Raw genomic sequence first — 13,781 nt, 5'->3', positions numbered from 1 at the left:
CGTTGGTTATCCTTTGAATGGCGCATCGATCACGCCACGAACGCCGGGTTTCACAGCAAAGAGGCCGCCGGATTCCGGTTCTTTTGTTAAAGTTGCTTCGTCACTCATCAGCCTTGAGGTCGTGATGAACAGCGTGTCGAGATCAGGGCCACCAAAAGCGCAACAGGTGGGCTTCCAGACAGGCACCTCGATCACGCGATCTATCGTGCCGTCAGGTGCGACTCGAACAATGCGATGGCCTTCCCATTCGGCGTTCCAGACACCCCCTTCGGCATCAACACAGGACCCATCAGGCAAGCCAGGTTCATCATTAAAAGAAGCGTGCTGCCGAGGGTTCGAAACGGTTCCACTGCGGGTGTCGTAATCAAATGCGACGATTTCCCGATCCGGGGTATCGGCGAAGAACATCGTCTCACCGTCGGACGTAAAGCAAGTCGAATTGGCGCAAGACACTCCTTCGATAATCGTCCGTACACTCAAATCCTTATCCACGCAGATGACCGACGAGTCGGCGTTACCAGAAACTTCATTCATGCCTCCGACAATCAATCGCCCCTGGCGATCGGTTCGCCCGTCGTTCAGCCGTGTTTCTGGGTTGTTCGGCTCGAATCGTGCCACGAGGGTTTGCTCGCTATTCGGCGAATCGAACAAGACAACTCGATCCGCATAAGCAACAATCAGACCGCCAGACGCGCGCGGCGCGAAGCAACACACGCGCTCCGGCATCTCATGAGAGGCGGTGTCTGACGTTGCAGGATCAAATGACCAAAGCGCACAGCCTTCAATATCGGTCCACCAGACAAGACCATCGGCGGGATTCCAGAAAATCCCTTCCCCGTGCTGGTTCTTACAATCGACGACCAACTCTGCGCGCACTTTTTGATCTCCCAAATACATTCTGATATCTGATATACCAGCTTGCCTAATCTGGTGTATCAGATATCTTGCATCTGGCAACACCTTTTTTTGGAGATATCCTCAGATGGCGCTTGAGAGACCCAAGTCTTTGCGTGAACTCGCACTGGAACATTTGCGGAATAGTATTATCGATGGCTCCCTGAAAATGGGTCAGGTTTTGTCGGAGCGAAAAATCTCCGAAGAACTGGGCGTATCAAAATCGCCAGTACGCGAAGCACTCGCTCAATTACGTGACGAAGGGTTGGTCAGTATCGAGCCTCAAAAAGGCGCACGCGTTTTTTCGCTGTCTGAGCCGGAAGTGACTCAGATCTGCGATTTCAGACAGGCTATCGAAACTGCCGCCTTTGAACTTGCGTTGTTGCGGAACCCGGAAGGTCTTGCCAGCGACATGCAGCGTGTCGTGAAGGACATGGAGAAGGAACGCAGGCGAGGTAATGAAAAGGGCTACCTTTCACTGGATACCTCATTTCATCAGTTGATTTTTGAACATGCCGGTAACGATTATCTGACGGCCAGCTATACACGCTACATCGGTAAGATTGCCGCATTGCGAACCCATTTGGCGAAGCTGCCACAGCATACTGAGCTCTCCTTCGACGAGCATTTGAAAATCGCTATTGCCGTTCGCGAAGGTGACATGGCCAAAATCAAATCTCTTCTCACAGCGCATATTGACCGCACCAGACAAGCCTACAAAAGCGCCGCCATCGTCCTCGAAGGAGCGACCGCATCCTAGCAAAAACGTAGCTTCGTTGTGACGGGGGCGGGCTAGAACGGCGCCGCCCCTTTCTTTTGGGCACCTCACGGTCTTTTCTTTTTCAGTTGACATCTGAGATATCAGATGCCAATCAAAAGGCGGGAGGAAGCTTGTATGACGCCAGCAATGAAACCTGACTCACCGGGGCTACAGCCACTGATCCAGCTGGATCGGGTTGGCAAAAGCTTCGGCACGAACATTGTTTTGGATGGCGTCGACTTTGAATTGAGACCCGGCGAAGTTCACGCGCTATGCGGGGAAAACGGCGCCGGAAAATCCACCTGTCTCGGCCTGTTTTATGGACTTCACCAACCTTCTGCTGGGCGTATCCTGTGCGACGGCAAGGAACAGCGGGTCGAAAGCCCGTCGCATGCGCAATCCCTGGGCATCGGCTGTGTTTTCCAAGAGCTCAGCCTCGCTGGCGCGCTCTCTGTTGCAGAAAACATCTACGCGGGCCGCGTACCCACCCGGTTCGGCGTAGTTGACTGGCCCGAACTGCGCCGCCGAGCGGGGGCGTTGCTGGCGGAATTCGGTCTGGATATCGACGTCTCAACACCCGTGGAAAACTTGCCGATCAGCTCCCGCCAGATTGTTGAAATCGCCAAGGCTCTGTCGTTGAATTCCCGCGTCCTTTTGCTGGATGAACCGACATCGGCATTGGCACCCGACGAAGTAGACGCACTATTCGAAGTCCTAAAGTCCCTGACAAAGAAAGGGATTGGCATCGTCTATGTCAGCCACCATATGGCCGAGATTTTCCAGATCTCGGATCGCATTACCGTTTTGCGAGATGGGCGCCACATCAGCACTTTACCGGTTTCGGAAACTTCTCAGGAACAAGTCGTCGCCGAGATGATCGGCGGCGCTCACCCCGGTGATGTCACGCGGTCAGGTAAGGTTAACGGCGAAGAGGTTTTGCATGTCCAAGAATTAACCCATCCAGATGAATTCGAAGACATTTCTTTCTCCATTAAAGCCGGAGAGATTGTAGGGATGGCAGGGTTGATGGGCGCTCGCCGCAGCGAGATTGTTCGATCGATTGTTGGGTTGATGCATGGCGCGACCGGGGAGATCAGACTGCACGGCAAGCCTGTTAACTTTGCGTCCTTGCGGCAGGCGATGCGTGCTGGGGTCGGGTTTGTTCCCGAGGAACGCAAGACTGAAGGCCTCTTTCTGGAACAATCACTCAGCGACAACCTGATCGCGGCCAGTCTTTCCGATCATGCGTCTGCTGGGTTCATGCGTTCGGGCTCGATCAAAGCAGCCAGCCAAACAGCCATTGACGCATTCAGTGTCAAAACCAGCGGGATTAACGAACTTGTTGGTGATCTCTCAGGGGGCAATCAGCAAAAGATTATGTTGGCCAAGTGGCTCAAACGCGCACCAGCTCTTCTGATCATTGAGGAGCCCACAAAAGGGGTCGATGTCGGAGCCAAATTCCAAATCCACACGGAACTTTTGCGTCGAGCAGCCGAGGGAATGGCCATCCTCGTCGTGTCATCCGATTTTCCCGAACTGGTCTCTCTCTCGACCCGCATCCTTGTCGTCCACGACGGTCGCCTCATGGGAGACATCGCAGCCGCTGAGGCAACCGAAACCACGCTTCTTCAAATGGCCGCTGGAAATTCCGTTCCAATTGTGGACGCACCCCAAACCAATCAATCAGGAGTCGCGACGTGACCATGACCGCTCAAGCCAACTTGCCCATGAAGCGTCCGCTGCTGCGCCGTGTTCTACAAGCTTTTGTCGATATTCGTGAACTGACGCTGATCGTTCTGATCGCCGCCATCATCATCGTGATGTCCAACGTTAATCCCTATTTCCTCAGCTTCTCGAACTTTCGAGCCGTGGCCGTGGGCATGGCCCCCACCGCGATCATCGTGATCGGTATGGCGATCCTACTTGCATCCGGCGGGTTCGATCTTTCCGTTGGATCGGTTATGGCTTTGTCTTCTACCGTCGTAGCCATGCTGCTTTTGACTGGCATGCCAATTCCGCTCGCTGTGGTATGCGGATTAGTGTTGGGTGGAATTGTCGGGGTAGTGAACGGTTTGCTCGTGACCGGCCTCGGGATCAATCCGCTTATCGCGACCCTCGGCACGATGTCGATCGCGCGAGGCATCGCTCTTGTCCTGACCGAAGGTTTTTCTGTCTCAAGCCTGCCGGCATCATTTGCCTGGATCGGCAAAGCTGACATAGGCGGCTTTCCGGTAATCGTCTTGTTCACCATTCTGCTCGTCGTTCTGTTTGACCTGGCCGTCCGCCATACGCGCTTTTTCCGTCAGGTCTATTTCATCGGCGCCAATGAAAAGGCCGCGATGTTGTCAGGCATCCATGTCACACGCGTACGTATCATTCTGTACGCACTGACCGGTATTCTGGCTGCTTTGGCGGGTGTATTGCTGGCCTCCCGCCTGATGAGCGGCACGCCCACGGCAGGAAACGGTATCGAACTTCAGGTTCTGGCAGCGGCTGTCATCGGTGGCGCATCCCTACGCGGCGGCGAAGGTACTATTCTTGGTGCTTTCCTCGGCGTCGTTTTCGTTGCGTTGATCAACAACACTATGACGATGCTGGCTGTATCGATCTACTGGCAGATGATCGTCATCGGCGGTGTACTCGTTACAGCGGTCGCCTTGGACATGCTGATCCGAAGCAAACGGGGCTAATCCCGAAGCTTTCCAAAACTCAACAACAACCAAAGATCCAAAACAGGGAGACTACGATGACTGAATTGAACGTGAATCGGCGCAGGCTGCTGACAGCGGGCACCACCGCTGGATTGGCCGCAGCGTTCGGACTGCCCATGCTGTCCAAAGAAGCCATGGCGCAAGCGGCCGGCAAGGAGTATGTGTTCCTGTCCATCGTCACGCAGGTGCCGTTCTGGGTGGACTATCGAAATGCAATGGAAGACCTTGAGGAACTGATGGGCATCAAGGCCACATTCACGGGCCCCTTGGATTTCGACACGGCCGCACAAGCGCGCCAATTGGATGAACTGATCGCAAGACGTCCCGCAGGCATCCTTATCTTCCCCGGTGATCCGGCCACTCTGGCCCCCGGCGTCGAACGTGCGGTCGAGGCGGGCATTCCGGTCACATGTTGTATTGGCGATATTCCCGACAGCCCCCGGTCCACATTCCTTGGTATCAATGGCGTTCAGGCAGGACGTGTCGGCGGCGAAATGCTCGCGCAAGCGATTGGCGGGAAAGGCAAGGTTATCCTCGGCACTTTCCCTGCCCCCTCCACATTGGAGCGGGTCGAGGGGTACAAACAAATCTTTGCTGAGAAATACCCGGATATCGAAGTGGTCGACGTCGTCAACGATAAGGCCGACCCTTCCTATGCGCCGACAGCCTACCTTCAGGCAATTCAGGCGAACCCGGATATTGTTGGAATTGGCGGCACGGACGGCGACAGCGGCAAAGGCGCTGCAATTGCCGTCAATGAGGCGGGACGCAAGGACATCAAGATCGTCGCGATGGACCGAAATGATGATATGCTTCCCTATATCGAAGACGGCACAATTCACGGCGCTGTGGCACAGAAATCCTATCTTGAGATCTTTCTAGCCTTCCACATGATGCATTGGCAGAACACAGACGCGCTGAAGGTCTTGCCCGATTGGAAGGCGGCTGGCATCAACCCTTTGCCGGAGCGCGTTGAGACCGGGGTTATGCCGATTACGGCCGAAAACGTCGTCCAGTTCAAACACACCTAAGCGATTGTCCCGGCGCATTCGATCGCGCCGGGAACCCGATAGGAGGGGGTACATGTCGGACAGATGGAGCGTTCTTCACCTGCAGCAAAACGATCTGCAACTGACACTCCTGCCCGGCATCGGGGGCCGCCTATGGGATATAAACTTCCAAGGTCGCTCCCTCCTATTTCAGAACGCAGATCTCGACGGTTTGGATGTCGATGACACACGGCTTACTGATCTGCCCACACGCTCTCCACAATTTGGTTTTCCGCTCTGGGGCGGAGAGAAGACGTGGATCGCCCCAGATGCATCCTGGGTAAACGGCGCTCCGTTTCCCGTGTTGGACAGCGGCTCTTACCAGATCACTTCAAGAAGCAGCACTCGTATCGACATGACCAGCGCAGTATGCCCGACCTCGCACTTGTCAGTGTCGCGCCGCATCACGCTGACCTCGGCGGAAAGCTGGGAAATAGAACACATCGTGGTCAACCATGGGACCTCCTCTCGCCTTACCGGCATTTGGTCAGTCATGATGCTTAACACCACTGCCAAGATCGGTGTCGAGTTGGAAGACCCCGCGTTTTATCCTGTTTTTGGCTCTTCCGAAGGGATGATAGCTACGCACGGCAAAAGCATTGTCGTGGATTGCAACAGACAGCAGGAATTCAAGGTCGGGCTACCGAACCCCAACGGTCGTACATTGATACGGTGCGGCGCTGATGCCCCGTTGCTAATGTGCTCGGTACCAGAACCTCAAAAGGGCGATCAATTTGCACACGACTATCCGTTTGAGGTCTTTAATTCAGCCGATTACGCCTATTGCGAAGCGGAGTGGCACTCCCCGGCACGCAAGCTTGCACCAAATGAAACGCTGAGTTTTCGGCAGACGTTCCGCGTCTTGACGGATGAAGATGCAACCCAAATGCCATTGGGGCTCACAAACAACAAGGAGTTCCTGTCATGCATGTCCTGATTACAGGCGCTGGTGGGCATCTCGGCCGCAAACTTTTTGACGCGCTAGAAAGCGACCCCGACTACACCGTTTCTGGCATCGACATTCGCCCCGTTGATCATCCCGACATTCACACCGCAGACCTGTCCGACGACAGCAGTTGGGTCAGTTTGCTAAAGGGAGTGGACGTTATCGTGCATCTAGCTGGTGACCGAGAGCCCTCCGCCACTTGGGCCTCCGCGATCAAACACAATATGGATGCAACGCTTTCTCTCTATCACCATGCGGCAGCCATGGGCGTCAGCCGCGTGGTTCTTGCCAGCTCCAACTGGGTTCACGGCGACAAAAGGTTCACGCATGAGGTGCTCAACAGCGCGACACCACCAGGGCCAGTAAACGCCTACGGCATGTCAAAGTTATTCTGTGAACGGACAGGGGCCTATTTCGCCGAGCATCACGGACTGTCGGTCATCTGCTTGCGCATCGGCTGGACGCAATGGACTCACGGCAACCAACCCGGCACACACATGGCGATGGGCCGGTGGGGTCAGGAAATGTGGTTGAGTGATCGGGACTTTCTAGGCGGAATGCGCGCCGCAATCGATGCCAAGGATATTTCCTTCGCAGCCCTGAACCTAATGTCAGATAACCCAGGTATGCGCTGGGATATCACCGAAACGCGGCAAGCGATTGGCTACTCTCCAAAGAACGGAAGCCCCGCGAAAACAACAGCGGGCATCGTCTTAAGATCCGCGCTGAAACGGCTGTTTACAGACCGACTCCCCAGCTACGTCACGACACGTTTTCCAGATTGGTAAAGTACAAGGTCCGGGCACTGTTGTTGCGTTGTGCAATCATTTTCAGAAACCTCGCATCGAAGTGAGCGCTGAAAAGGTCAGCGTTGTCCGCTTTGCATTCGACGGAGAGCGACAGAACGAGCGCCAGATATCGCAGCCGTTGGATGATTGATAGCACGGTAACGAACCGCGAACGTCGCTGTATGGGTATAATGAGAAGCGATCTCTGGTTGAGTGGTCAACTGCCCTGCGGACGAGACGAACCAGCACTTCAATCCGCCGGATAGCAGCCGTTGATACTGTGCACGGAAAAAGAAAACATCGCACTCGGCTGGGCCGCTATTGCACGCTGGTTCGAGAAGTAGCCCTATAAACTGCTTTTGCCTTCTTCTCGACATAAGCAAGATGACATTTCGAAAGTCCGCATTGGGCTCGAAGCAGTCATCCGACGGCATTGGCGATGAGACTGGTTTGTGGTTGCGAGCGGTCATTGGGGCCGCTCTCAGGATTGGTCCGACATCGGCCCTCCCAGCAATATTCAACGAGTTTTCAAGCTTGACGCTGAGGTTCTACCGCCGTCTGACCCTCTCTCGATTGCGCTCCCGACGTTCGATGTTGATCCGGTGGTCCCGGCCCAATGCCCGGTAGAAGCCCGGTCCCTTGGACCAGTTCAGAAAATGGGCAAAGCTGTCGACCTGATCGTCGTTGCGCCCGCGTGGAAAGGACTGAAGCTCTCGTTTGAATACCGGTAGCCAGGGTGCGTCTGCAGGCAGATACACCTTGCCCTCTTCGACAGGACCGCAAGCGGACTGGAACCGGGTTTCCTTGTCTTTGTCGGGTTTAATGCGTTCGTAGCGCCGACGGTTATCACGAAACAGCTCGTCCAATAGCGGTTTGCCTGAGGCAGCATCTTCGATCAGAACACGATCGGGATCCCAACGACCGACAAGCTGCAGTGCCTTGGCTTTTAGGTCTGGGTAGTCTACCTGCCCGCGCCAGACGTCGATAAGATACCACGCATTTTCTCGGAACCCCCAGGTCGTACAGGCCGAGAAGTCGGATCGCGGATCCGCAGACATCCCCGTATCCCAGCTTTGAACAACCAGTTGGAACCAGCGACGATCTTCGATGGTCTCGTAGGTCCCGAACCATTCCCAGCGCAGCGGCGATCCGTCTGGCGCAACCGGGTTCTGCTGATACTGGCAATTGAACACAGCTGCGCCCATTTCACGACGCCTGGTATCCAGCGTGTCCTGATCCAAACGGGACGGGCACAGGAGATCACCCGGTTTGCGGCACATGACCCTTCCACGCCCGAGAGGCACCTTCTCATGTTCTTCGGCGATGGCAGGCAGATTCAGATGCCGATAGGTCCCACGTTCAAGCAGATAACCCGGCGGATCCATCTCGTGCAGCCGTTGTGCAACCATGACCACGCGCCCTTCGGCCGGGTTGTCGAAGCGCGACAGCAAGGTCCCCTCAATGAACTCCTGTGCCTTGACCAGCTCGGCCTCGGAGCCCGCATCTCCAGCTTTCAGCAGGTCATCGATGATGATGTAATCAGCGCCATGACCGGTGACAGAACTTCCGATGGAGACAGCCTTACGGCTGCCTCCCTTTGTGGTGCGGATTTCTTCTGAGGTGTTGCCCTTTTTAGCCAAGACCGTTTCAGGGAACATTTCCCGGTACCAGCGCGCAGACATGATCCGACGACAATCCTCGGAATGTTTACGCGCCAGATCCAGCCCGTAGCTGGCAACAATGATTTTGGCGCTGGGGTTATGACCCAGAAGATAGGCAACATACGCAACAGCCACTGTTACGGATTTCAGGCACCGCGGCGGAATGTTGATGATCAATCGCTTGTTCTCGCCGATGCGTACGTTGTCCAACTCATGGCACATAGCACGCACATGCCAGGCCGGATCAAAGCCGCGGTCAGTCCCCTGGTGCAGCGTGCCAAACACACGCCACACGAAGGGAAAGAAATTATCCCGGCAAACCTCGCGAGCGACCTGACGGACCATTTTGGGATCAGGAGCTGACATCATTGGCCTCCTCATCTTCAGGACCGCCGTCACCATCCGGGTGACTGGAAAAGAAATCCCGGAGGATGTCGTAGTCGACAGCGTCCGGCTCAACCGCACGGACGGTTTCTTGCGCGTCCATGTCACTTGTGTTGAACAGATCTGCGTCCAGCTTCAGCAGCGCCATCAACAATTTCGTGTCGCCCTTCAACGCGCCAGCCGTGAGCCGCTTGGCAATTGCCTCCGCCTTGGAAATCCGGATTTCGTGGCTGCCTTCGCGAACCGTAATCTTGGTTTCCAATTCACGTTTCAAGCTGGCATTCACCCCTTTGGCACCTTTCGGCCGCCCTTTCGGATTGCCGGATCGGCCTTTCTTGAATTGGGTTGCTTTAGGCGGTTTGCCGTAGCCCACTTCGTAATCTTTCGTATCGTCAGACATGATCCGCCTCCTGCTTCGAGGCGGTGTCGCTGGCCGCAGAACGCGCATCGAACGTTTGCCCCGTGACGGCATGCACGGCGCTCTCACCGGTCATCTCCTGCCAACGACGGATGGCGACGTCGACGTAAACAGGGTCGAACTCAATAAGCCGCGCCCGGCGTCCGGTTTTCTCAGCGGCCAGCAAGGTTGCACCGGACCCGCCAAAGGCGTCCAGCACGACATCGCCGCGATGACTCACATCCATGATGGCATCCGCGACCAGGGCCGTTGGCTTCACCGTGGGATGATCAGCGAGATCCGCTTCACGCCCTGCCCCAAAGCTGTTCACACCGGCATAGTCCCAGACATTGGTCCGGTTGCGACCATGTTTTCCCAGTTCGACATTGTTGACATGTGGCGCACCGGGCTTCTTGAAGATGCAAACCAGCTCGTGCTTGGACCGATAAAGGCTGCCCATGCCTCCGTTGGTCTTATTCCAGACACAGAGATTGATGAGTTCCAATCCACCTGCCTTGCCGGCCGCAATCAACTCTTCAATGTGACGCCAGTCCATGCAGATCATCGCAATGCCTCCGTCCGGCAAGCAGTCAAACAGCCGGTTGATCACGTCGGTGAGAAAGTTGCGGAACTCGCTGTCCGACATTTCTCCCGACGCCATGGCAAATTCGCGATGATCGCCGCCGGTGCCACAGCGGACATGCCCATTGACCGGTACGTTATAAGGAGGATCGGTGAACACCATCTGCGGGCTCTCGCCATCCAGGAGCATCTCGTAGCTCTGAGCTTGTAAAGCATCCCCGCAGAAGATGCGGTGATCTCCAAGAATCCAGAGGTCGCCCGGCTGCGTAATTGCCGGTACCGCGGGGTCAGGCGTCTCAACAGATTCCGCTTCAGTCTTCGTGGCCTCATCCGTGCCATCGATGATAATGTCGATCTCCGGCGTTTCGAACCCGGTGATATCCAGATCAAAGTCCAGTTCACCATCAAGGCTGAGGTCCGTCAGCTCGGCAAATTCGATCTGCAGCGCTGCTTGGTTCCAGTCCGACAGTTCCGCCAGCTTGTTATCCGCGATGCGCAAAGCACGAACTTCTGCATCTGACAGGTGACCCGCGACAACCGTCGGCACGGACGTCAACCCCAGAGCCTTGGCGGCCTCATAGCGGCCATGGCCCGCGATGATTGTGCCCGAACCATCCAACAGGATCGGGGTGACAAACCCAAACTGGGCCACCGAAGCTTTGAGCTTGTCGATATTCTTGGCCGCGTGCACGCGGTTGTTGTTGGCGTAGGGCTTGATCTGGCTGATCTTCAATTGGATGACTTTCTCCGCCATCCAGATCGGCGTATTGGACGCCAGAGCGTCACTTTGTGTTTTGTTGGCAGGCATAACCGCCTCCTTTTGCGTGACGCCGCGCGGACGTCGAGATGGAGGGATCGCGCTGGAAAATCGGAGAGAGCACGACTAGCAACTCTCCGGACCAATCGATCCGGTTCGTTGCCCCTTCGAATGCTCTCGGTCTTATCCGCTTCACAAATGCGGCGCCGAATGCTGCCTGGGAGATGTATTCACCTCCCCGTGGGACCTTGTCCCTTGCAGGGCTGGCTAGAATCTATGCGCGGGCTTTTGCAATTGCAACCCCCAAGCAAAAAGTAACCAATTAAGATTGTTGACGAATAATCGGGGGTACAGCAGCAACACCCGGCATAACACAGCCCTCTTCGGATTGCCCAAGAAAGAGCTGGACTGTTGCTGTGAACCACGCATCACTGGATCCACGCCCGAGCCATTCGGGCGCTCCTCAGTACCAGGGTTCGGCATTCCGCCAGCCCCAGATCAGAGGAGACAATATATGTCCAAATCCAATCAAACCAAAATTGACCGGGTGCAAGCTTTGTTGCGTCGCCCGAGCGGCGCCAGCCTTGAGGCGCTCTGCAAAGCAACGGAGTGGCAGCCTCATTCGGTCCGAGCAGCTCTAAGCGGTCTGCGGAAAAAAGGCGCAACGATTGAACGGCGGACATCCGACAAACCAAATGGACCATCCATATATCACCTGACGGCGGGAACAGGAGAAGAGACATGACCAAGACCAGCGATGTCGCCGATCTCGCCGCCATGGGTCGATCGGCTCTGGTCACGCTTTGGCAGCAACTGTTTGATCAACAAGCCCCCGCCATGCTCAGCCAACCCTTCATGCGCCGTTTCATTGCCTTTGAGATGCAGTCCCGCCGTCATGGCGGGCTACCCCGGCAGGTCAAAGTCACGCTGGAAAAGGGCTCTATGAAGAAGCCCCGGCCTACATGCCCTGCCCTAAAACCCGGCGGGCGCCTACTGCGCGAGTGGAATGGCGTGACCCATGTAGTCGACGTTACAGATGACGGCTTCACTTGGAACGGTCGGTCCCATCGCTCGCTCTCGGCCATCGCCAGAGAGATTACCGGCGCGCATTGGTCAGGGCCGCGTTTCTTCGGACTCTCTGGCAAGGGGGCCAAATGAGCCCGCGCCGCAAAACCCGATGCGCCATCTACACGCGCAAGTCCTCCGAAGATGGTCTGGATCAGGACTTTAATTCGCTGGACGCGCAATATGAGGCCTGCGCAGCCTATGTCGCCAGCCAGCGACACGAAGGCTGGACCCTACTGCCCGGGCGCTACGATGACGGCGGCCTGTCCGGCGGTACACTCGAACGCCCTGCCCTTCAACGCCTGCTTGATGAGATCGATGCCGGGCGTATTGACATGGTGGTGGTCTACAAGATTGACCGGCTGACCCGGTCGCTTACCGACTTCTCCAAGCTGGTCGACCGGCTGGAACAGGCAAACTGTTCCTTTGTTTCGGTTACACAGGCCTTCAATACCTCATCTTCCATGGGCCGGTTGACCCTGAATATGCTGTTGTCCTTTGCTCAGTTTGAACGGGAAGTCACCGCCGAACGTATTCGCGACAAGATTGCAGCGTCTAAGAAAAAGGGGCTTTGGATGGGTGGCAACCTGCCTCTCGGCTATGACCGCCACCCCGATCCAAAAGCAAGAACGCTGGTGGTGAATGAGGAGGAGGCCAGAACGGTCCGACATCTCTTTGGGCTTTATGACGAGCTGGGTTGCCTGCGCAAAGTAGAAGAACGGGCAACAGCAGAAGACCTGCGATCAAAACGGGCTGTTCGGTCGGATGGCAGCATAAAAGGGGATTATCTGCTGTCACGGGGTCAGATCTATTACCTGCTACGCAACCCGGTTTATCTCGGAAAAATTCGCCACAAGAATAAGATCTGGGACGGACAACATACGGCGATCATCGACCAAGGCGTTTGGGACCGGGTACAGGAAAAAATGCGACAGGCCTCCAATCGCTCCCGTGCACGCGGCGGCTCCGATACGCGCCAACACTCCAATGACCCCGGCGCCTGGCTCACCGGTCTGCTGCAGGACGAAACAGGTAATCGGTTGACGCCAACCCACACCACGCGCAAAGGCCGACGGTTGCGCTATTACGTCTCCAATCGACTGATCTCGGGTGGCAAGGATATCTCCGGCTGGCGACTGCCCGGCCCGGCGCTGGAACACGCAGTCATTGATGTCATCGTCAGACATCTGCAAGACGCCGCCGCCGCGCACCAGGTGCTGGCGCAACCGGAGGCCGGGTCAACGGAGGCAGTTCAGACTTCAGCTGCGGATTTAGTAACTCGGCTTCGAGGCCAAGGCGCTCAGGTCGGTGCTGATATTCTGGCCAACGGCAGAATTGCACGCGGACAGATCGACCTCGAATTGAACCCTAAAACTCTGGCAAGCGCACTTGGCATCGCGGCCGATCATCTGAACCCGGATCTCACACACATCACCTCATCCTTCGATCTGCGACGACGCGGCGTCGAGGCCAAGGTCATCGCTGGAGACATGGCACCCCAACCCGATCCCCACCTCCGGTCCATGCTGATCCGCGCTCATGGCTGGGCGCGTGATCTAAAAGCCGGCGTTCAACTGATGGAAATTGCCCGCCGCGAAAACCTCCCCGGCGCCTTCATCCGTACCCGTGCTCAGCTCGCGTTTCTTTCACCGAAGATTCAGGTCGCGATTCTCGACGGCGCTCAGCCGACCGAATTCACACTCAAGCGTCTTGTCAGCGTGACCCACCCACTAGACTGGTCTGAACAGGAACGCCTGTTCGGCTTCTGACATCTCCAAGTCCTTCGT

General features: G+C 56.2%; 13 protein-coding genes. 9 read left to right on the top strand and 4 right to left on the bottom strand.

Annotated elements, in window-relative coordinates; genetic code table 11:
* Nucleotides 1–6 precede the first annotated feature (6 nt).
* Nucleotides 7–897: an SMP-30/gluconolactonase/LRE family protein gene (locus tag ACR0A2_RS09330; protein WP_480834828.1), complete on the bottom strand. Its 891-nt coding sequence runs from the start codon at nt 895–897 to the stop codon at nt 7–9.
* 85 nt (nt 898–982) lie between these two features.
* On the opposite strand from ACR0A2_RS09330, the gene ACR0A2_RS09325 reads away from it, so the two are divergent.
* The 6 genes from ACR0A2_RS09325 (at nt 983) to ACR0A2_RS09300 (ending at nt 7,148) form a co-directional block, all read left to right on the top strand.
* Nucleotides 983–1,654, top strand: coding sequence for a GntR family transcriptional regulator (locus ACR0A2_RS09325; RefSeq protein ID WP_480834827.1), 672 nt, complete (start codon nt 983–985; stop codon nt 1,652–1,654).
* 105 nt (nt 1,655–1,759) lie between these two features.
* Nucleotides 1,760–3,355 carry a sugar ABC transporter ATP-binding protein gene (locus ACR0A2_RS09320; RefSeq protein WP_480834826.1) on the top strand — a complete coding sequence of 532 codons (1,596 nt, stop codon included), beginning with the start codon at nt 1,760–1,762 and terminating at the stop codon, nt 3,353–3,355.
* Between the two features lie 2 nt (nt 3,356–3,357).
* Nucleotides 3,358–4,344, top strand: coding sequence for an ABC transporter permease (locus ACR0A2_RS09315; RefSeq protein ID WP_174818509.1), 987 nt, complete (start codon nt 3,358–3,360; stop codon nt 4,342–4,344).
* A 56-nt stretch (nt 4,345–4,400) separates the two neighbouring features.
* Nucleotides 4,401–5,396 carry a substrate-binding domain-containing protein gene (locus ACR0A2_RS09310; RefSeq protein ID WP_010437236.1) on the top strand — a complete coding sequence of 332 codons (996 nt, stop codon included), beginning with the start codon at nt 4,401–4,403 and terminating at the stop codon, nt 5,394–5,396.
* Nucleotides 5,397–5,448: 52 nt separating this feature from the next.
* Nucleotides 5,449–6,351, top strand: a complete 903-nt coding sequence (locus ACR0A2_RS09305) for a hypothetical protein (RefSeq protein WP_480834825.1) — start codon at nt 5,449–5,451, stop codon at nt 6,349–6,351.
* A complete protein-coding gene (locus tag ACR0A2_RS09300) occupies nt 6,339–7,148 on the top strand; it encodes an NAD-dependent epimerase/dehydratase family protein (RefSeq protein WP_480834824.1) in 810 nt (269 codons plus the stop codon). The genes ACR0A2_RS09305 and ACR0A2_RS09300 overlap by 13 nt, the downstream gene beginning before the upstream one ends.
* 548 nt (nt 7,149–7,696) lie before the next feature.
* On the opposite strand, the gene terL is transcribed toward ACR0A2_RS09300, so the two are convergent.
* The 3 genes from terL to ACR0A2_RS09285 are packed head-to-tail and all read right to left on the bottom strand — an operon-like array spanning nt 7,697 to nt 10,980.
* Nucleotides 7,697–9,175 carry a phage terminase large subunit gene (gene terL / locus ACR0A2_RS09295; RefSeq protein ID WP_480834823.1) on the bottom strand — a complete coding sequence of 493 codons (1,479 nt, stop codon included), beginning with the start codon at nt 9,173–9,175 and terminating at the stop codon, nt 7,697–7,699.
* Entirely contained in the window at nt 9,162–9,593 is a 432-nt protein-coding gene (locus ACR0A2_RS09290; RefSeq protein ID WP_170612267.1) for a DUF5681 domain-containing protein, read from the bottom strand. Before ACR0A2_RS09290 ends, terL begins: the two co-directional genes overlap by 14 nt.
* Nucleotides 9,586–10,980: a site-specific DNA-methyltransferase gene (locus tag ACR0A2_RS09285; protein ID WP_480834822.1), complete on the bottom strand. Its 1,395-nt coding sequence runs from the start codon at nt 10,978–10,980 to the stop codon at nt 9,586–9,588. The genes ACR0A2_RS09290 and ACR0A2_RS09285 overlap by 8 nt, the downstream gene beginning before the upstream one ends.
* A 463-nt stretch (nt 10,981–11,443) precedes the next feature.
* Here ACR0A2_RS09285 and ACR0A2_RS09280 point away from each other — a divergent pair, with 463 nt between their 5' ends.
* Genes ACR0A2_RS09280 through ACR0A2_RS09270 form a run of 3 tightly spaced genes read left to right on the top strand, consistent with a single transcriptional unit; the run spans nt 11,444 to nt 13,763 of the window.
* Nucleotides 11,444–11,674, top strand: coding sequence for a DUF3489 domain-containing protein (locus ACR0A2_RS09280; protein WP_170612265.1), 231 nt, complete (start codon nt 11,444–11,446; stop codon nt 11,672–11,674).
* A complete protein-coding gene (locus tag ACR0A2_RS09275; protein ID WP_170800027.1) occupies nt 11,671–12,087 on the top strand; it encodes a DUF2924 domain-containing protein in 417 nt (138 codons plus the stop codon). The genes ACR0A2_RS09280 and ACR0A2_RS09275 overlap by 4 nt, the downstream gene beginning before the upstream one ends.
* Complete coding sequence (locus tag ACR0A2_RS09270) at nt 12,084–13,763, top strand: recombinase family protein (RefSeq protein WP_480834821.1); 1,680 nt, start codon at nt 12,084–12,086, stop codon at nt 13,761–13,763. The genes ACR0A2_RS09275 and ACR0A2_RS09270 overlap by 4 nt, the downstream gene beginning before the upstream one ends.
* The last annotated feature ends 18 nt before the right edge of the window (nt 13,764–13,781 follow it).

The organism is Ruegeria sp. H8 (assembly GCF_056532905.1).
The sequence above is the reverse complement of the archived record's forward strand: the minus strand, read 5'-3'. Positions and strand labels throughout refer to the sequence as shown.